The 18,506-nt window shown below is 60.5% G+C and carries 16 protein-coding genes; 10 read left to right on the top strand and 6 right to left on the bottom strand.

What is annotated here, in order from left to right:
• Positions 1 to 73: 73 nt before the first annotated feature.
• On the bottom strand, positions 74 to 3,808 hold the full coding sequence (locus tag HMPREF3175_RS04830) for an FtsK/SpoIIIE domain-containing protein (RefSeq protein ID WP_176745128.1): 3,735 nt from the start codon (positions 3,806 to 3,808) through the stop codon (positions 74 to 76).
• Between the two features lie 446 nt (positions 3,809 to 4,254).
• Here HMPREF3175_RS04830 and HMPREF3175_RS04825 point away from each other — a divergent pair, with 446 nt between their 5' ends.
• The 8 genes from HMPREF3175_RS04825 to prfB all read left to right on the top strand — a co-directional run bounded on the left by HMPREF3175_RS04825 (position 4,255) and on the right by prfB (position 10,108).
• On the top strand, positions 4,255 to 5,484 hold the full coding sequence (locus HMPREF3175_RS04825) for a TadA family conjugal transfer-associated ATPase (protein WP_070490916.1): 1,230 nt from the start codon (positions 4,255 to 4,257) through the stop codon (positions 5,482 to 5,484).
• Complete coding sequence (locus HMPREF3175_RS04820; RefSeq protein ID WP_070490914.1) at positions 5,481 to 6,335, top strand: type II secretion system F family protein; 855 nt, start codon at positions 5,481 to 5,483, stop codon at positions 6,333 to 6,335. Before HMPREF3175_RS04825 ends, HMPREF3175_RS04820 begins: the two co-directional genes overlap by 4 nt.
• A 152-nt stretch (positions 6,336 to 6,487) precedes the next feature.
• A complete protein-coding gene (locus HMPREF3175_RS04815) occupies positions 6,488 to 7,279 on the top strand; it encodes a type II secretion system F family protein (protein ID WP_141742467.1) in 792 nt (263 codons plus the stop codon).
• A 33-nt stretch (positions 7,280 to 7,312) separates the two neighbouring features.
• Entirely contained in the window at positions 7,313 to 7,549 is a 237-nt protein-coding gene (locus tag HMPREF3175_RS04810; RefSeq protein WP_035757590.1) for a hypothetical protein, read from the top strand.
• A 5-nt stretch (positions 7,550 to 7,554) separates the two neighbouring features.
• Positions 7,555 to 7,965 (top strand): TadE family protein, encoded by a 411-nt coding sequence (locus HMPREF3175_RS04805; RefSeq protein WP_070490981.1) that lies wholly within the window; start codon positions 7,555 to 7,557, stop codon positions 7,963 to 7,965.
• On the top strand, positions 7,965 to 8,456 hold the full coding sequence (locus tag HMPREF3175_RS04800) for a hypothetical protein (protein ID WP_052048676.1): 492 nt from the start codon (positions 7,965 to 7,967) through the stop codon (positions 8,454 to 8,456). Before HMPREF3175_RS04805 ends, HMPREF3175_RS04800 begins: the two co-directional genes overlap by 1 nt.
• Positions 8,453 to 8,884: a hypothetical protein gene (locus tag HMPREF3175_RS04795; protein ID WP_035757592.1), complete on the top strand. Its 432-nt coding sequence runs from the start codon at positions 8,453 to 8,455 to the stop codon at positions 8,882 to 8,884. The genes HMPREF3175_RS04800 and HMPREF3175_RS04795 overlap by 4 nt, the downstream gene beginning before the upstream one ends.
• A gap of 105 nt (positions 8,885 to 8,989) precedes the next feature.
• Positions 8,990 to 10,108 (top strand): peptide chain release factor 2, encoded by a 1,119-nt coding sequence (gene prfB, locus HMPREF3175_RS04790; RefSeq protein WP_035757595.1) that lies wholly within the window; start codon positions 8,990 to 8,992, stop codon positions 10,106 to 10,108.
• Positions 10,109 to 10,161: 53 nt separating this feature from the next.
• On the opposite strand, the gene HMPREF3175_RS04785 is transcribed toward prfB, so the two are convergent.
• Both HMPREF3175_RS04785 and HMPREF3175_RS04780 read right to left on the bottom strand, forming a co-directional pair.
• The gene (locus tag HMPREF3175_RS04785) at positions 10,162 to 10,881 is read right to left on the bottom strand and encodes an ABC transporter ATP-binding protein (protein ID WP_035757598.1); all 720 of its coding nucleotides are present in this window, start codon (positions 10,879 to 10,881) and stop codon (positions 10,162 to 10,164) included.
• Positions 10,882 to 10,954: 73 nt separating this feature from the next.
• The gene (locus HMPREF3175_RS04780; RefSeq protein ID WP_232219320.1) at positions 10,955 to 12,082 is read right to left on the bottom strand and encodes an ABC transporter permease; all 1,128 of its coding nucleotides are present in this window, start codon (positions 12,080 to 12,082) and stop codon (positions 10,955 to 10,957) included.
• Positions 12,083 to 12,313: 231 nt separating this feature from the next.
• Here HMPREF3175_RS04780 and HMPREF3175_RS04775 point away from each other — a divergent pair, with 231 nt between their 5' ends.
• Together HMPREF3175_RS04775 and HMPREF3175_RS04770 are read left to right on the top strand one after the other, a co-directional pair.
• Complete coding sequence (locus HMPREF3175_RS04775; RefSeq protein ID WP_070490911.1) at positions 12,314 to 13,624, top strand: ATP-binding protein; 1,311 nt, start codon at positions 12,314 to 12,316, stop codon at positions 13,622 to 13,624.
• Positions 13,621 to 14,256, top strand: a complete 636-nt coding sequence (locus HMPREF3175_RS04770) for a response regulator (protein WP_070490909.1) — start codon at positions 13,621 to 13,623, stop codon at positions 14,254 to 14,256. The genes HMPREF3175_RS04775 and HMPREF3175_RS04770 overlap by 4 nt, the downstream gene beginning before the upstream one ends.
• A 123-nt stretch (positions 14,257 to 14,379) precedes the next feature.
• On the opposite strand, the gene HMPREF3175_RS04765 is transcribed toward HMPREF3175_RS04770, so the two are convergent.
• From HMPREF3175_RS04765 to HMPREF3175_RS04755, 3 genes are all read right to left on the bottom strand, one after another.
• Complete coding sequence (locus HMPREF3175_RS04765) at positions 14,380 to 14,871, bottom strand: QcrA and Rieske domain-containing protein (protein ID WP_176745127.1); 492 nt, start codon at positions 14,869 to 14,871, stop codon at positions 14,380 to 14,382.
• A gap of 13 nt (positions 14,872 to 14,884) precedes the next feature.
• Positions 14,885 to 16,996, bottom strand: a complete 2,112-nt coding sequence (locus tag HMPREF3175_RS04760; protein WP_070490979.1) for a 3-hydroxyacyl-CoA dehydrogenase NAD-binding domain-containing protein — start codon at positions 16,994 to 16,996, stop codon at positions 14,885 to 14,887.
• A 204-nt stretch (positions 16,997 to 17,200) separates the two neighbouring features.
• Entirely contained in the window at positions 17,201 to 18,475 is a 1,275-nt protein-coding gene (locus tag HMPREF3175_RS04755) for an HRDC domain-containing protein (RefSeq protein WP_070490906.1), read from the bottom strand.
• Positions 18,476 to 18,506 lie beyond the last annotated feature (31 nt).

The following is an 18,506-nucleotide window of genomic DNA, read 5'->3' as shown; positions in this document are numbered from 1 at the left end:
GCGAACACGGTTGGTGGGCGTCCGCTGTGTTCTAGCTGGTTCCTGCTCATCTTTTACGGCACAGGTGAGCCCGTTACGGCACGTGTGAGGCGATGGCCCTGTAGGTTGCTTGATTGATGTTGACCAGCACGTGGCCGGGCTGCGTTGTGCTGGCCAGGGGTGGATTCCACCCGAGAGGCTCGTAGTCGCTGCCGTTCAACGGTGGGATAGCGATGGTGTGGGTACCTAGTGCTGTGCTGCGCCACCAGGGCATGAGGTAGGGCAAACGTGCGGGGGCGCTAGCGCCGAAGATGATGGGTTTGCCGTCCTTGATGCGGCGTTGGCATAGCGAGATGAGGCTGGGGCTGAGCGCTTCAGCGTTGTCGATGACCCAGATTGTTTTTTCTTCCTGATCTTCTTCGGGCTCGTGAGAGGTTGCTTCAGGGTCGATGCGCTCGACCGTATAGCCGCTGCACCATGCATTGATGAGCGTGTTGCGTGCACGGTCATCAGCGCCGATCACTAGCCCGGCTGGTCTGGCTTGCACGAGCACGGGAATCTGCGAGGGAATTAGGGTGATATGCAGCGACGGGGCTGATCTTTCTAGGGTGGGCTGGGTAAGACCGCCGAGCGTGACGGTGCGCGGGGTGCGGTTCTCATCCCAGCGGTGGGGGTTATCCGCCAGTTGTGGTTCTGTGTCAGCGGTTGGTAGTTGAATTGCCAGCCCGTCGGCCGGCAGCGAGGCAGAACTGAGCACTCCGCGGCCTGGTAAGGAGGGGACGGGTCGGATGCGGGGCCATATGTGGCGGGCTTCAGCGGGGACTGCGAACGGCAGGTAGATCCGGTGGGTGAGCGTGGTGAAGATCCGTGAGGTCGCGAGATCTCGCCCGCCGTTGATGATGATCCCGATTTCGCCTTTGAGCGCGAGCTCCCGTACCGCGTGCTCCCTGTAGTTTGCTGCGCGCTCGGATGGGTCTGACCACCAGCTGTGTGGCGAGATGATCCAAAGCGTTGGCGGGACACCCGCGTGAGCATCGGCGGTTGCGTTCGGGAAGCGGCCGTTTTTCAGTTCTCGGAGCACCTCTGTTGCGAGGCTGGTCTGGTCGGGACCGACATAACAGCCCCACGCATGCTTGGTTGAGCGCAGTAGTCCGAGGCCGTCGAACACGATGACCGAAGAGGCAGAAGGGCCGCGCCCACTTGTGTTGCCATCAAGAGCAGCGTTAGTAGCAAGGTCAGTCTTGGCAGCAAGATCAGCGTTGGTAGCAAGATCAGTTGCGTTGCCTCCAAGAATGTGGGCGAGGCCTCGGATGACGGTGGCGTCTTCATTGCCATCGGCTCCGCACATCCCGATCGAATACGGCATCGGCGGCGCGAACTCCGTGATTCTCACCTGGGGCGTGTTCATGAGCCCCAGCGGAAGCTCTGCATCCGGCGAGGATCTGGCTGTGAAGAGCTCGTGCGGGCAGACTGTCTCAGGTAAAGGTGGCGGAATGAGGGCGTCGGACAGTTGCTGCGGTGCCCGGGCAAGGATCCGTTCCAGGCGTTGAGCAAGCGTAGGTATCCCTCCGCCGCACACCTCGCGAGCTGAAATATCAGTGACCCGCGGGCCAAGGACACCGACACGTAGCGTGGGTGGCGCGTCGCTGGTGGGCTCCACGAGCCCATGAATCAACGGGCTACCGGAGGAAGAAATAATGACGCTTCCAGGCTCCGAAGCCGGTATCTGCGCGGCGGCGGGAGAATTGATGAGTGACATCGAATCAGCGGCGTCCACAAGCCTGAGGCACATCACGAGCGAAATGTTCGCCTTGATCTCAGGAGTCACGATTCCCTGCGGCCGCTGGGTGGCCAAGACTAAATGCAGACCTAATGCACGCCCGAGCGTGGCTAGACGCATGATGTCGGTCAAGATGCTCGGGTGGTCTTGGGCGAGAATCCTGAACTCGTCAATCATCAGGATCAGCCGGGGCGGGGCATGCTCAAGCTCGGAAATGTCTGCGACTGAGGCCTCGTTCAACAGTTCTTCACGGCGGGTCAGCTCGACCCGCAGAGCCTCCACGATCCGGTAGATCTCACTTCCGTCAAGGTCAGTGACGCACGTTTCGATGTGCGGCAGCGCTTCAAGATCGCTGAAGGTTGCTCCACCTTTGAAATCGACGAGCGCAAGCCGTAGCTCTTCGGGGGAGTAACGGTCAGCCAGCCCGAGCACCCACGAACGTAGAAGTTCTGACTTGCCCGAGCCCGTGGTTCCTGCGATGAGGGCATGCGGCCCGTCCTTGACGATATCAATAACGAGCGGCGCACCGGCTGAGGTCACCCCCAAATCGGTGGCCACACCGTACCTGGCATCAGCGGTTTCGACGGGTGCGTCGGTACTGTGAGGCTCATCGGTACTGTGAGGCTCGCCGCTGCTGTGGGGTGACCCACCGATATCAGGCGTGCCGCCCAGCTGTGCAGCATCACCCTGCTGTGAAGCATCGCTCTGCTGCGAACCACTGTTGTGTTGATAGGTCAGTGCCGCGTGGTCAAGCGCATCAAAGCTGATGGTGTCAGGGCAGAAATCCTGCCGTGTCCCCTCGCTCAGCACCACAGCTTGTGGCCCAGCCGCACTGGACTCAGCGCACGAAATAACCCAATCACCAGGCAACGCGACACCCTCAGAGGCCAGAGAGCTACGCGTTTCAAGCTTCACCGTAACCGCCGACTGCACCGCGCCTGAACCCTGCGCTGCCCCTGAAGGCTGCGCTGCGCTAGGAGAGTGCGTTGCGCTAGGAGAATGCGTGGCGGATGAGGGGAACGCACTGCCTGGCGGGATGAGCAGGCATTCATAAGAGTTCACTGCGCTATCGAAGCGCACGCCATTTATACCCAGTAGACGGGCAGGTAAACGCGAAGAAGCCGGCAACACCATGCCCCACCCCGCAGGTATTCCACGCTCCAAGAAAGACACAACGACCGCGCTCAACACCCCAAGGCAACGCGCAGGCGGCCCGCAGATCGTCACCGTCGCGCCGGGTTGTACATGCACAACCGCCGGCCACACAACAGGCTTGCGCCGCAACCTAGAGGACAGCGCAACACTGCTTGGCTCACCGTTGACCGTCAGCCGAATACGTCGCTCGCGCACACTCCCGATACGTAGGCTAAGTGTCTGCGCGCTCGCCGAAGCCCCTCCGCTCCACGCTGCCGCACCCCTCGCGCCCTGCTGTTGTGAACCGAGATGAGAAGACCTCTGATGCCACGACGCGACAATTCGTGCGGGAGTAGGCGCGTGACGGCGCAGAGTCTCGATGTGCTGCCAGGCTCGCTGCCGTAGCGTGCGGCGATAGCGCCGCCGGTCCGCGATGTTCTGCCCGACCATAAATGATCCGGTCAAAACCCCCAAAGCACCGAAAACCATCATGAACCACGATCCCAACGCGACCCAAAGAACAATCCCAATCCCCAAAGGCGCGATAGCCATCACCAAACCCAGCCACGGGAACCGCGGCGGAGCCTGCATCGAAACATCAAGCCCCTGCGGCAACGGCCCAGAACCACGCTGCCGCCGCACAGCAACCACCAGCCGCAACGTCGTGTCACCAACCGTCACCGTATCCGCATCAGTAACACCGCGAGCACTGCTACCTGAGGAAACGCGCTCGCCGTTGATGGTGACCTCGCCATCGAGTGCTGTGACGGTGATGCCGGTCGGGTCCACTCGTAGCAGTGCGTGTTCGCGGGAGGTAGTGGGGTCGTTGAGCTGGATTCTTCCTGGTCCTCGGCCGATGAGGGATTCGCCGCGGGGTAGTGGGAACACGGTTCCGCTGTCGGGGCCTGAGTCCACGATGAGGTGGAGTGTGTCTCGGTGCCGGTGTGAGGCATTCTTGCTGCGCCCGGTGGTGGTGTTTGTGTCTTCTAGGAGCAAATGTTTCAGATATTGCGCGGCGTCTTTCCGAAGACCCGGAAGCTGAAATACGCGTGGGTTTCGTGGATCGAGCAGCAACATGGTGGGGAACTCCTGGGTGAAATCATTGAATTTCCGTGGTTGAAGACAACGTACTGAAGAACCGGCTGTGGGCTCCCTGTGAGTTGCTCTGGTGTGGATAAGCTCCGTTATCCACATCTTTCTATTTAGTGCTTGCAACCGGTGCGTGTGTGCTTTTAGGGTCAAGATCAAACACTGAGAAAAATTCGCCACAAGAATTCGCTATGAAACTCAGCGAGACAGGATTCGCTGAAAAGAATTCCCTGATTCACATCACATGAGACAACACGCGTGAGGGGTGGAACATGAGTGAGATCGCTTCGATGATCGAACGTGATGTTCGCCAGCAGATGCGCCGGGATGGGGTAGACCCGGTGACTGCTCCAGCACACGTGCGCGCGCTGGTAGCGCAGGCACTTGAAGACTATGACCTGCGCACGCTCACGGAATCGCTGACCCCGTTGAAGCGTCGTGATGATGTTGAGCGCCGCATCGTTGATTCGCTCATCGGGCTTGGCCCGTTGCAAGTGTTTATGGACGATCCTGAGGTTGAGGAGATCTGGCTTAACGGCCCGGATAGGGTGTTCGTTGCCCGTTCCGGGGTTGCGTCGCTGACCCCGGTCAGGATGACCCAGGACGAGCTACGTTCGCTGGTGGACCGCATGCTGGCTGGAACCAACCGCCGCGTCGATTTGTCCTCCCCGTTCGTTGACGCCGCATTGCCGGACGGCTCCCGGCTTCACATCGCGATCCCTGACATCACGCGTTCAGCATGGATGGTCAACATCCGTAAATTCGTGGCTCAGGCCCATCGTTTGAGCGACATGGTGCGGCTCGGCTCGCTCAGCAACAGCGCGGCAGCGTTTCTGGACGCGTGCGTGCAAGCCGGGCTCAACATCGTGGTGTCCGGGGCAACCGGCGCGGGAAAGACCACGATGCTGAACGCGCTTTCCGCCTCGATCGGGGCGCGGGAACGCGTCATCACTGTAGAGGAAGTCTTCGAACTCAAGGTCCCGTTGCGTGACGTGGTCGGAATGCAGTGCCGCCCAGCCAACCTCGATGGAGTCGGAGAGATCACGCTACGGCGGCTCGTAAAGGAAGCGTTGCGGATGCGGCCAGACCGGATCATGGTCGGGGAAGTGCGAGAGGCTGAGAGTTTCGACTTATTGCTTGCCCTCAATGCAGGCCTGCCTGGGATGGCTACGATCCACGCGAACTCGGCGCGAGAAGCAATCAGCAAAATGTGTTCCCTGCCTTTGCTTGCCGGTGCAAATATCTCCCAAGAGTTCGTGGTTCCGACCGTGGCATCGACAATGCACGTGGTGGTGCACTGCTACCGCACCCCAGCCGGCGAGCGCGGGGTCGAGGAGATCGTGATGCTCAAAGGTTCGGACGGGCAGGGAGTTATCGAGACTTCCACGATTTTCAAGCGTTCCCGCGGTGAGCTGCTTCCGAACCGTGATGCTGACCCGGCGCACGCTCGTTTCGCGGCCCGCGGGGTCGATCCACGCATGTTTTTGGTGGAGCGGCTATGAGCGCGATTCTTGGGTTGACGCTTGGGCTGGGCTTGTTGCTGATTTGGCAGTCCGGTTTTCCAACGCGTGGTGGGAAGAAGTCCTTAACCTCGGTGAGTAGGTTGCGCCGGACTATGGACCGGGCCGGGTTGCAGCAAGTGACCACGGTGACGTTTCTGCTCATTAGTAGTTGCATCGTGGTGGTAGCCACGGGCATCTATCTGTTGGTGACCTCAACTCTCACGGTGTCGCTGGTGCTCGCGGGGATCACCGCGGTCTTGCCTTCGTGGTGGTTGCGGCACAAAGCCGATCAACGCAGTAAGGCTTTGCGGGAGACATGGCCTGATGTCGTGGACCATCTGCGTTCGGCGGTGCGTGCCGGGTTACCGTTGAATGAAGCGCTGGCACAATTGAGTTTCGAGGGGCCGAAAGAGCTTCAGCCAGCGTTTAGGGCCTATGCGGCGGACCTCAAGGTCACCGCCAACATGGAAGAAACGCTCGACCGGCTCGCGCAGCGACTAGCTGACCCTGTGGCTGACCGCATCATCAGCGCAGTCAAACTCACCCGCGAGGTGGGTGGGGCCGATGTCAGCGTCATGCTCACCACGCTATCGGGTTTCTTGCGCACTGATGCGCGCACGCGAGGGGAACTCGAAGCTCGGCAGTCGTGGACAGTCAACGCTGCACGGCTGGCGATCTGCGCGCCGTGGGTCATCCTGTTGGTTCTCTGCCTCGAACCACGCGTAGCGCAGGCGTACTCGACACCAGTCGGGCTCATGGTTCTGCTTGGCGGAGCGCTCGTGGCTGTGGTGAGCTACCGCATTATGATGCGGATTGCGCGCCTACCTGAACCTCAGCGGGTGATCGCTTGAACCTGTTCATTGCTTGCGCCCTGCTCACACTCACCGGCCTAGCCGGCATCGGATTCATCATCGATTTCATATTGCGAGGTAGAACCCTTCCGATCAGCGACAGGATCGCGGCCCAGTTCGGCGCCCGTACGCCCCGGCCATGGAGCTGGGGCGTGCTCAACCCACTGAGATACCTCTCGTCATCAGCCGCACGGGCGGCCCGATACAACAGCGCAACCCGCAACAGCACGTACCCCGCTGGCCCACACATCGCGATGCGGGATCGGAAAATCGCGGCCATGCTCACCGCCGCCGGCCTCGACATCAGCGTGGCCGAACACAAACAACACAGGCTCATTGCCTCACTCGTCATGGCAGGGGCCGCCGGAACCATCTTCATAGCGCTCAGCACCCGGCAAAGCATCCAGCCCATCGCCGCGATCATCGCAGTCATCGCAAGCGCAATCGCCGGCGCCTGGATCGTAGACACCCGCGTCAACCAACGCATCAAACAACGCCGACGAGCCGCGATCGAGCAATGGCCAGAGTTCATTGAACTCGTAGCGCTCGCCGTTGCGGCAGGCGATGGCATGCGTTCAGCAATCGCCCGGGTAGGGAATCAGTTCCCTGGCGTATTGGGGGAGCGGATCCGCGACATGCTGATCCAGATGCGCGTGAACGGAAACGTTGGTGAAGCACTCGTTGAATTCGCGGCAGAACTTGAGAGCACCACGGTCCAACGGTGGGCATCCACCGTGAGTGTTGCGGCGGAGCGCGGAACCCCTCTGGCCGCGGTTTTACGGGATCAAGCCGCAGATGCCCGGGAATCAGCTCGGCGAGACCTTATGGAAACAGCGGGCAAACGTGAGCTCGGGATGCTGTTGCCCGTGGTGTTTGGTGTCTTGCCGCTCTCCGTGGTTTTCGCAGTGTTCCCGGGGCTGAGCCTGCTCACGATGTCTGTATAGAAACGTTGTATTCAGAAGTGAAAGGAATCAATCATGAACAACAAATTCGCTCGTTCACGGGTGGGTTCAGCCGTCACGGCCGCGTTGGTGAAGTTCTCGGCACTCATTGCCGGGGCAGCACCCGATGAGGACCGTGAACGCGGTGACGTTCCAGGCTGGGTTCTGGTGACTCTCATGTCGGCTCTGCTGGTTGCAGCGATCTACGCGGTCGCAGGCCCAGCTTTGATCAAGCTGTTCAACGATGCGATCGGTAAGGTCGGCGGCATGTGATGGTGATGTGTGAGAGCCAAGAGGCGGGCGCTGGAGGCGGCCAAGAGCATCCGGAGCGGGGTTCCTCTGTAGCAGAGACAGCGATGATCATGGGACTCGTCGCGCTCTTATTCGTCGGAATGATCCAGCTCGCGGTGTTCCTGCATTGGCGCAACATGGCGGCAGACGCAGCAACCCACGGGGCGCGCTTTGGCGCGTTCCCGGACCAATCAGCGGGCGCAGGAGCGCAACGAGCTCAAGAACTGCTGGACTCATCACTGCAGCCAGGTATGGGACAAGCCAATGCCGAACTCATCAGCCGAGACTACGGGCCAGCAGTCAAAGTCACCGTTACCGTTCGCGTACCGATCCTAGGGTTCCTGCCCGCGCCGTTCGAATACTCGACCAACGCGGTTGTAACCAAAGCGACGTTCTAATGCCCGCCACAACGCAGAACACAGCGCTTGAATGCAACGAACCCAACGAGACGGCGGCGGGGCAGGATCGGGGTAGCGCGATCATCGAATTCGTTGGTCTAGCGATCTTGCTTGCGATCCCGCTGATGTATCTGATGATCGCAGTCGCGATGGTTCAGGCGGGCAACCTCGCCGCGGTCGCGGCATCCGATCAAGCCGCCCGCATCATGACCAACAACGGTTCCACGCAGGACCAAGATGCTCCTGGGGCGCGTCCGCCTGGAACACGTGCCCAAGCCGAACACGCGATCGCGGATGTCATGCACGGCTACGGCATCAACCCGGACAATGCGCGGCTCACCCTTACATGCTCGGGGCAATGCCCCGGACCAGGCTCACTCATCACTGCACGCGTGGACGTTGACGTTCCGCTACCTTTCCTGCCCGAAGGCGTCCGGGGGATAGTGAAGGCACAGTCTGAGACCTCGATGCTGATAGGAGGAGCCGAATGACCGCCTCGAAAACAGAGGAGGAAGGCCGCATCACCGTCATGGTCGCGGGCCTGCTCGGGCTCCTCATCGCGGTGCTCGCGGTAACCTCAGCTTTGAATCACGTCGCGATCTCTCAACGGAAACTCACCTCGATCGCTGACTCGGTCACAAGCTCCGCAGTCTTGAGCAAATCCCAAGCCAAAGCGATTCAAGAAACCGGCCACCCGGATGTTTCCGCCGCACGCGCCGACATCGAAGCGCAGCTACGGCGCATCCCACTGCCAGACCAACTGGATAACCTGCGGATCGACAACATCGAATTCAAAGGAGAATCGCTCACACTCCACGTGAACATGTCCGCAACCACCAGGATCCCGATTCTAGGCGGCATGCTGCCCGGCACCACCCACGTACACACCCACTCCTTCAGTCGGGTGGAAATGCGTTAACTCAGCCACCGGGGCGATCCGACGCGGGATGGGCCTGAAACCGATACCGTACCGGCCTGAACTTCAGGTGGGCATAGTTGCATGCCGGGTAGACTTGAAAACACTATGTCTTCAACTGATTTTGCCGCCGAGATCCGCGACCTCCGACATACTCTTCACGAGATTGAAGAGGTCTCGGACATAGAGCAGCTTCAAACCGAGATCGAGAGACTCGAAAAAGAAGCCGCTGCACCCGACTTGTGGGATAACCCCGAAGAAGCCCAGAAAGTGACTTCCGCTCTATCCCATAAGCAGGCTGAACTCGGCCGCATCACCGGCATGGGGTCCCGCATCGATGACTTCGAAACCCTCATCGAACTCGCGGAAGAAGAAGGCGAACCGGAGCTGTTAGAAGACGCAGACTCCGAGCTAGCCAAGATCAAAGAAAAACTCTCCGAACTGGAGATCATGACCCTGCTTAACGGGGACTACGATGCCCGCGAAGCAGTCATCACAATCCGCGCTGGAGCAGGAGGCGTGGATGCGGCTGACTTCGCCGAGATGCTGTTGCGCATGTACCTACGGTATGCGGAACGCCGCGGGTGGAAAACCAAAGTCACCGACACCTCCTATGCTGAGGAAGCCGGCTTGAAATCCGCGACCTTCGAAGTCAACGAACCCTACGCGTTCGGAACCTTGTCAGTCGAAGCCGGAACCCACCGGCTCGTACGCATCTCACCATTCGATAACCAAGGCCGCCGCCAAACCTCGTTCGCGGCAGTCGAGGTGATCCCGCTCATCGAAACCACCGACCACATCGAAATCCCGGATAACGAACTCAAAATCGATGTGTTCCGTTCCTCCGGCCCAGGTGGGCAGTCCGTCAACACGACCGACTCCGCAGTGCGGATGACCCACATCCCAACCGGGATTGTGGTCTCAATGCAGAACGAAAAATCCCAGATTCAGAACCGTGCCGCCGCACTACGGGTTATGCAATCCCGGTTGCTTCTGCTGAAACAGGAAGAAGAAGCCGCGGAGAAGAAAGCACTCGCGGGCGACGTCAAGGCTTCCTGGGGCGACCAGATGCGTTCCTATGTTTTGCACCCGTACCAGATGGTCAAAGACTTACGCACCAACCACGAGGTCGGCAATACCGGTTCGGTTCTGGACGGCGACATCGATGGGTTCATCGACGCCGGCATCCGTTGGCGTGCAGGCCAACGCAACCAAGACGAGGACTAACCCAGACGACGACTAACCCAGACGAGGACTAGCCCCGACGGAGGCTGTGCCCGCTACGCGAACTGGGCTTGGCCGACTGTGATCTGCGAGGTTTCCTTGGTGTGCTCGGTGATCCGACCATCGACCAGGGTCACCATTTCATCGAAGCGGTGGGCGTGCTGTAGGTCGTGGGTCACCAGCAGAGTGGTGACATCGAGTTCCTTGGTCATGCGGATCAACAGGTCGATGATGGTCGCACCTGAACGTGAATCCAGCGCGGAGGTCGGTTCGTCCACGAGCAGCACCGACGGATTGGATACCAGCGCGCGGGCGATGTTGACGCGTTGACGCTGCCCACCGGAGAGCTGGGATGGCCGTAGGTTCGCCTGCCCGCTGAGCCCTACTGCTTCGAGTAGCTCACCGGCACGGATACGCGCGGCACGTTTCTGTGCTCGCGTTCCCGCGAGCTCAACCACCGCCCGCACCTGTTCGTGCGCGGTTAGTGACGGCAGAAGATTGGACTGCTGGAACACGATCCCGATCTTCTGGCGACGCAGACGCGCGGCTTGTGCCGCGCTTAAGCGGCTGGCCTCAACATCGTCGATCATGACGGAGCCCGAATCCGGTTGTGTCAGTGTCGCCGCGACCGTGAGCAGCGAGGACTTACCTGACCCGGATGGCCCCGTGATTCCGACGAGCGTGCCAGGTTCAGGACTCAGCGTCACGTTATCGAGCGCGGTCACGGTGTCGTTGCCGTCCGGGTAGGTCAGGGTCAGGTTGGTGAGGGAAAGCATAATGAACCTTTCAGAAGGATAGCGGCGGTGCGAGAAGCAGAACGGGATGGATGCGTAAGTGCGGGCTCGCGGTTTAGCTGAGGGCTTGCATCGGATCAGCTTTGGTCACTGAACGGAGGGCGAACGCTGCACCGATGAGCCCCAAGAGCGTCATGAGTAGTCCAGGGACGAGCGTTGTGAGCCAGTTGCTGACGAACGGTACGTTCGCAGAGACCGCTGGCCCAGCCAGCATGATGATCCCGATTCCCGCGCCAACACCAACGGCTAGAACGAGTAAGGATTGGCCGATCGCGTCGCGCAGAAGAGCGCTCACGGGGGAGCCGAGTGCGCGCATCACGGCGATGTCCCGGGTGCGTTGCAGCGTCCACACTGTGAAGAACGCGCCAACAACGAGCGCGGAGATCGCCATGAGCATCCCGATCATGAGCCCGAGCGAGCCGACCTCGGAACGGAAAGAACCAACGGCCAAGAGCTGATCGAACCCGGCAGGGGAGACCGTGTTCGCGGCCTTGTTGATGGCTTGGGCGTCGTCATCGGAAACATCTGCATGCACTAACAAAGCGTTCGGTTGGCCGCTGCCTCCGGTGCGTTCGGAGAGTTCTTGCCACGCGGTCCATGACATCCCTACGACGGGCACGTGAGAATAGTGACCGGTTCCAGTGACCTCAGAGACCGTGAACTCGTGGCCTGCGACCGTGATCGTGGAACCAGCCTGAACATCGAGTTCTTCCGCGGCGTCTTCACTCACTGTGACGTCGCTGCCGGTCGGTGCTGCCGCGTCGTCGGCCTGGTTCGGGCCTGTGCCGGCGCCAAGGTCAGCGCCAGGGCCGTGCGCCATGACCGCAACGCCGGTGGTGTGCTCCTCGTGGCTTGCCGAGATTTGTGTGACGCCGATGGCGGTCACGTTGGTCTGGCCAATGTGCTCTTCCCACTCGCGCTGGGCTTCAGGGGAGATGGACGAGGTGGACATACTTGCGCTCTGAGCGCCGGTGGGGGCCGACATCACGAGGCGGTCTGCCTTCCAAGACCGCACGGTGTCGACGTTGGCGCCGGCGAGCCCGCCGGTCAAGCCGGTCAGGAACCCCACGAGCAAAGTCATGAGCATCACCACCACCGTGATGATCGCGAAGCGCCCCTTCGCGTGTAACACATCACGCCAAGCCAGAAACATTTCAACCTCTTCCGTTCGAACTTCCCCCACGCTGCGATGCAACACTGCCTGCGGTGCAGTGCGGTGCAATGCGCTTTTGCAGGGCAGTGCAGTTTTGCGGTGCAGCCTGGTTTTCGTTATCTCCATTCCATCGATTTCCGCCCATGAATAGATCCCGCGGAGGACTGATCTTGGTTGCCAACATGGTTGAGGCCGAGGATCAACCTTTCGGTTGATGTATGAGCGTCAAGGCGTGCGGTTGAGCGCAGTATTCTCATACATATGGTTGAGCTCACGCCTTCTTCTGCCCGTGCAGTGCCGGAGCCGGAGCATGTTGTTTCAGCGATGGCCCCGGCCTTCCGCATGTTGCGGGCTGGCCTGCACATTGTGATGCTCGTGTGCGCTGGTATTGCTTTCGCGGCCGGTGTGGGGCTGAGTAAGACGCCGGGGCAGACGCATCACGGTTGGCTAGGCATGGCAGGCGTTGTGCTCTTCGTTGCCGGGTGGGCCGGTGGCGCGATTCAGGTTGAGCGAGGCAAGGTTCACGAAAACACCGCGGCAACCGTGGCCGGGCTGAGCCTCATGGGGGCGGCGTGGATGCTGGCGGCGAGCCAGATCCTTGAAGCCTCGTATTTGGTGTTTCCGTTCTTTTTCGCGTTGCTGTTCCTCTTGGGGATGAAGCTCGGCACGGTCGCTGTTGCGGCCGCCACGGCCTGCGCTATTTTCTTTGTTTCCCTTCACATCGGGTTTTCTTTCGCGGTTGTGATCGGCCCTGTCCTGGGGGCATCGGTCAGCATCATGATTGGTTGGGCGTTGCGCGCGGTCGCGTATCAGGCGGCAATGCGTGAATCTCTGCTACAGAGACTCTTGGACACGGAGCGGGAACTGACCGTGAGTCAACGGGAGGCCGGGGTGCAGGCTGAACGTGCCCGCTTAGCTGGAGAGATCCATGATGGTGTCTCCCAGTCCTTGTCCTCGATCCAGATGCTGTTGCACGCCGCGGAGCGTGGCCTGCCAACCGATGATGAGCATCGTAAGACGAAGGAATACATCGTCATGGCCCGTTCGGCAGCCGAAGACGCGCAGACAGAGACGCGAGGGATGCTGCGCAGGATGGCACCAGCGGCGCTGTCGGATGAAACGCTCACCGGTGCACTGGAGCGGCTTGCCGATGTGGGGGCAGGCCCGGCCGTGGTCGTGATGAGTGATGACCCACCGTTGACGATGAGCCAACAGTCTGCGCTGCTGCGGATCGCTCAAGGGGCGGTAGGTAATGCCCGCCAGCATTCCCAGGCCCACCGGGTTTTGGTTTCACTTGAGCACGATGACGCCACGGCGACACTCACGATCAGCGATGACGGGGTTGGTTTTAGTCCGTCGAAAGCGCCGGAAGGCACACCGGGCAGAGGCCACTTTGGTTTGGCTTTGATGCGTGAGCGGGCCCAACAGCTGGGCGGGGAACTCGTGGTGGATGCCCGGCCCGGTCAGGGCACAAGGATTTCTGTACGGATCCCGCTTGAAGCCGGCGCGTCACAAGGCGGAGGCCAGAACGGTGCGGGGCAAGCTAGTAACACCGGCGAGGAGGAGCTATGAGCGAAGCACGTGATCGCATCCGCATTGTTGTGGTGGATGATCATCCCGTGGTCCGGGCTGGTTTGCGCGCCCTGCTGGAGATGGAAGATGACCTCACGGTAGTGGGGGAGGCAGGAAGCGAAGACGATGCTGTTGCCGAGGTTGAGCGGGAGCGCCCTGACCTGGTTTTGATGGACCTGCGGCTAGACCATGAAGGCTCCGGCGCGGTAGCTATTCAGCGTCTGCGTGCAGCGGGGCTCACGATGCCGGTTTTGGTTTTGACCAACCACGATACGGACGCCGATATTCTCGCGGCAGTCGAGGCCGGAGCCTCAGGCTACCTGCTCAAGGACGCCCCACCGGAAGAGCTGTTGCCGGCAGTGCGCGCGGCAGCCGCTGGCCAGTCAGCGCTCGCCCCGGCGATAGCGAGCCGTCTCATGGAACGGCTCGTCTCACCCTTGCCGAGCCTGACGCTGCGCGAGCTGGAAGTGTTGCAGTGCGTCTCAGACGGGCTCACGAACGCCGAGATCGCCCAGAAACTCTTTGTTTCGCAAGCAACAGTGAAGACCCACCTGGTTCACGTATTCGAAAAACTTGGGGTGACCTCCCGCACCCAGGCCGTCGCCGAAGCCCGAGAACGCGGACTGTTCTAGACCGCGCTGCTATGCCGCGCTTCTAGACAACACTGCTGTGCCTGCCGGAATCACCATGAAAAACGGCAGGCCCCGGACAACGGGTGTTGTCCGGGGCCTGAAACCGTAGTGGCTTGCTAACTACTAGATGTAAACGAGGATGTCCTCGCCTTTGATCTCGCATGCAAACCGCGGTAGCGGCGCATTCGCTGGACCGGAAATGACGGTGCCGTCCTCGGCTTTGAACCAGGACTCGTGGCATGGGCAGTGGAAACGGTTCTCTGAACCCGGGGTGACTTCACACCCTGCGTGAGTGCAGACCGCCGAAAACGCCAGCACCTCCTTCTCGGAGGGGCGGAACAATACGAGCTTGGTCTGCCCTGCCGCCGCGCTCGCCTGAGACCCCACAGCAAGATCGCTGACCTTCATAACCGCCTCAGGCTTACCCGTGGCTTCAGGGATTTCTGCGGGGCCGCTTGGTCCGCATGCGGCAAGCCCCAGGGCGGCGGCACCCATGACCGCGCCACCTAGGACAGCGCGACGCGAGGCACAACAACCCTGATGCGCCGCATCGTGCTCAGCTGGCGAGGCAACCTCTGCCGCCGCTGCGTTATTTACCGGAGTTTTGTTTTCCATACTGCCCATTGTGTCACTTCGTGGATGCCGGTAAGCTCCACGCGCCGAACGCTTCACCGTTGGCGCGGGTGCTCGCACCAGACTGGTCAAGGAACGGGGTGATGCCGCCGAGGTGCTGCGGCCAGCCGGCACCTAGGATCATGCACAAGTCGATGTCTTGCGGGCCAGCTACAACACCTTCATCGAGCATGATGCGGATTTCAGTTGCCAGCGCATCGAGCACCGTTGTGAGCAGTTGATCCTTGGTGATCGATGCGTCCCCGCGTTCAAGCAAGGCCAGGTGCTCTTCCGGGATGAACTTCCGGCCCTTCTCGTCCTTCGACCAGATCGAGGTGATCTTGTTATCGATGAGCGTCTGTAGGTTCTTCGAAAGCGGGAAACGCTCAGGGAAGCTCGTGTTCAGCGTCTCAGCTACGTGCTGAGCAACCGGCAAACCGACCATCGCGAGCAGATCAAACGGGGACATCGGAAGGCCCAACGGATCCAACGCCGAATCCGCTTCGTGCGGGTCCATGCCCTGATCGAATGCGTCCATAACCAGACCGAGCAGCAACAACAGCAGACGGTTGACCACGAAAGCCGGTGCGTCCTTGACCAGCACTGCAGTCTTGCCGAGGCCCTTCGCGGCGGCGAACGCGGTAGCAAGAACCTGGTCCGAGGTCTCAGGCCCTCGCACAATCTCGATCAACGGCATCTGCGCTACAGGGTTGAAGAAATGGAAACCCACCAGACGCTCAGGATGCTCCAGGACCTCGGCCATCTCTTTGACCGAAAGCGAAGACGTGTTGGTTGCGAGGATCGCATCCGGGCGCACAATCTTCTCAACCTCACGGAAAACCTGCTGCTTGACGCCGATCTCCTCAAACACGGCCTCAATCACGAAATCAGCATCCGCGTAAACACCTTTATCGGTGCCAGCCGTGATGAGCTGCTGGATCGCGCGAGCGTCCTCTTCCTTCATCCGGCCACGTTCAACGTTCTTAGCGAGGTAACCGGCAACATGATCCAAGCCAGCCTGGGCCCGCTGCTCATCCATGTCCGTCATCACGACAGGCACCTGCAGCTTCTGAGCGAACACGAGTGCAAGCTGCGCGGCCATCAGCCCCGCACCGACCACGCCGACCTTCGAAATCTTCTGAGGCTCAACAGCCGGCACGCCAGCCGGACGCTTAGCGCGCGCCTGGAATAGCTCCAAGAACGAATAGATGGTGTTTTGGAATGCCGGAGTGAACATCAAACGCGCAAGCGTATCCACCTCAAGCTCAGCAGATTGCTTCTGCGTCATCGAACGGTTCGCATCCAGCGCATCAAGGAGAGCGGTCGGCGCAGGCCGGGTTTCAGCGTGCGTAGCTTTCTCAACAAGACCGCGCGCATACTTCAGTGCTGCATCCCAACGGGCAGAAACCTCAGGATCAGAGGGATCCTCGAGTTCGCGCTGAGCCTCAGGCGCTGTGCCATCCAGAACGGATGCCGCCCAATCCAGGGAGTCCTGCAGGAAATTCTCCGGCCCAAAACCAACATGAGCCCCGCCCATCTCAACAAGTTCGTTACCGGTAAGGAAACGGTTGCCCTTCAGCGGGTTCTCGAGCATGACCTTCAAACCGTTCTCGATACCCACGATGCGCGGGAAGCGATAGACGCCACCCCAACCAGGAATCAAACCGAGGCCAGCCTCCGGAAGCCCCAGCGCGCGTGTGGCTGTGTTGACGGTGCGGTACTTGAAAGCCAGAGCGGTCTCGAAACCGCCGCCCAGGGACTGACCGTTGATGAACGCGAAACTTGGAACATCGGCATCAGCGATGACGTCGTAGGCCACGTGGCCGAGTTCTGCTAACCGGCGTCCGTCATCAGGATCCGAAAGGGTGCGGATGGTGCTGAGGTCCGCGCCAGCAGCGAACGTGCGGCCGGTACCTGTGATAGCGATCGCGTCGATCGCACCGGCTTCGGCACGTTTGACTTGAGCTTCGGCCGCGCGGCCGATCTTCGCTAGGCCGGCAGGTCCCAACGTTGCAGGATGTCCCTCTTTCTCTGCGACCATCGTCATGAGGGCGATGGTGTGGCCGCCAACCTCATGATCCTCAACCTCAACGCGGGTTACGATTTCGTTCGGGGCCGCCGAACGCAAGTCATCGAAACGTGCGAATCGGTCTGCGGTAGCTGAAGCGGAGTCGTTGGATGCAGCAGGGTTTTCGGTGGGGTTGACTGAATCGGTCACGTGAGTTCCTCCTAGGAAGCGGTTCAACCTCTCAACAGGAGGTTACCGCATAGTAGTGAGGTGGATCACATGCGGGGGGGAGGCTCGTGCTCAGCAGTGGACCCGCTATGGAGTTTATGACGCGTCCGCAAGCGGTTCAGGTTCCAAAAACGCAACCGTGATCACGGCGGCTGTGCGGCGAACCTGCCATTCGCGGGCGTGCAGTTCACGCAATCGTTCGCTCACCGAATCAAGGGTGAGCTCCTCGGGCGGCTGCCACGAAATTTCCTTCAAAGTAGCGGGTGCCAGCAGGTTCTCGAGCGGCATCCCTAGAGCCTCGGCGTCGCGTTCCAAACGCCAGCGCGCGGTCTGGTAGCGCTCGGCGGCATCAGGGAAGCGGTCATTCCAGGAGCGTGGGGGAGGCATCGTTGAGCGTCGCGCAGTCCGGGGAGGGAAACGGGTTGCGTTCCGAGCACGAGCAATAGCTGTGACCCAGCGGCGGGCTTCCTTTGAGGCTAGCCGGCCGCGGAAACCCTCAGTGCGCAACAGTGCCGGAACGGTCGACGGGAGGTTCCGCGCCGCAGCGATAATCGCAGAATCCGGTAACAGACGGCCAGGCGCGCGGTCCTTATTTTGCGCAACCTTCTCGCGCTCTTCCCACAGTTCCTTAACCGCTAGGATCTGGTGCTTATCTTTCAGCTGATGCAAACCGTGGGTGCGCCGCCACGGGTCCTTCTTTGGTTGAGGCCCGGGTTTGAGACGTTCATACTCGAACTCCTCGAGCGCCATCTCCCACTTCTTTTGACCCCGAAGAAGCATTTCAAGCTGGTCCCGCAACTCGATCAAAACCTCAACATCGAGGGCTGCGTAATTCAGCCAATCTTGAGGCAAAGGCCGCACCGACCAGTCCGCCGCTGAATGCTCTTTAGCTAAACGCACACCCAGCATCGTCTCAGTGACATACGCCAGACCAACCCGAGGCAGGCCGGCCAAACGGGCCGCCAGCTCGGTATCGAATAACTTATTCGGCTGTAATTCAAGCTCGCGCAAGCACGGCAGATCCTGATGTGCAGCATGCAAAATCCACTCGGCATCAGCCAGCGCTTCATTCACGTCCAGAAGATCATCGAACGCTTCAGGATCAATCAAAAACGTCCCGGCACCGGCCCTACGCAACTGCACCAAGAATGCACGCTGACCGTAACGAAAACCGGAAGCCCGCTCCGCATCGACCGCTACAGGGCCGTGCCCCTCACGTAAACTCGCTACCGCGTTATCTAATGCGGCGCGCGTGGAAATCACCGGCGGGATCCCGTCTGCTGGAGAATCAAGCAGGGGGAGAGTTGAAGGATCGCGCTCCGGGAACTGACCAGAGGCGAGAAGTGCTGCCGGCGGGGGATCAAGCTTCATGGTTCTTCTTATCATACTGGCCGGTGACCAG

Source organism: Arthrobacter sp. HMSC08H08, from assembly GCF_001807575.1.
Lineage (GTDB): Bacteria > Actinomycetota > Actinomycetes > Actinomycetales > Micrococcaceae > Pseudoglutamicibacter > Pseudoglutamicibacter albus.
The sequence above is the reverse complement of the archived record's forward strand: the minus strand, read 5'-3'. Positions and strand labels throughout refer to the sequence as shown.

Excerpts from the sequence above, each read along its gene's own strand:
- HMPREF3175_RS04825 (WP_070490916.1), top strand. The coding sequence starts at position 4,255 with ATGAGTGAGATCGCTTCGATGATCGAACGTGATGTTCGCCAGCAGATG.
- HMPREF3175_RS04820 (WP_070490914.1), top strand. The coding sequence starts at position 5,481 with ATGAGCGCGATTCTTGGGTTGACGCTTGGGCTGGGCTTGTTGCTGATT.
- HMPREF3175_RS04810 (WP_035757590.1), top strand. The coding sequence starts at position 7,313 with ATGAACAACAAATTCGCTCGTTCACGGGTGGGTTCAGCCGTCACGGCC.
- HMPREF3175_RS04805 (WP_070490981.1), top strand. The coding sequence starts at position 7,555 with ATGTGTGAGAGCCAAGAGGCGGGCGCTGGAGGCGGCCAAGAGCATCCG.
- HMPREF3175_RS04800 (WP_052048676.1), top strand. The coding sequence starts at position 7,965 with ATGCCCGCCACAACGCAGAACACAGCGCTTGAATGCAACGAACCCAAC.
- HMPREF3175_RS04795 (WP_035757592.1), top strand. The coding sequence starts at position 8,453 with ATGACCGCCTCGAAAACAGAGGAGGAAGGCCGCATCACCGTCATGGTC.
- prfB (WP_035757595.1), top strand. The coding sequence starts at position 8,990 with ATGTCTTCAACTGATTTTGCCGCCGAGATCCGCGACCTCCGACATACT.
- HMPREF3175_RS04785 (WP_035757598.1), bottom strand. The coding sequence starts at position 10,881 with ATGCTTTCCCTCACCAACCTGACCCTGACCTACCCGGACGGCAACGAC.
- HMPREF3175_RS04775 (WP_070490911.1), top strand. The coding sequence starts at position 12,314 with ATGGTTGAGCTCACGCCTTCTTCTGCCCGTGCAGTGCCGGAGCCGGAG.
- HMPREF3175_RS04770 (WP_070490909.1), top strand. The coding sequence starts at position 13,621 with ATGAGCGAAGCACGTGATCGCATCCGCATTGTTGTGGTGGATGATCAT.
- HMPREF3175_RS04765 (WP_176745127.1), bottom strand. The coding sequence starts at position 14,871 with ATGGAAAACAAAACTCCGGTAAATAACGCAGCGGCGGCAGAGGTTGCC.
- HMPREF3175_RS04755 (WP_070490906.1), bottom strand. The coding sequence starts at position 18,475 with ATGAAGCTTGATCCCCCGCCGGCAGCACTTCTCGCCTCTGGTCAGTTC.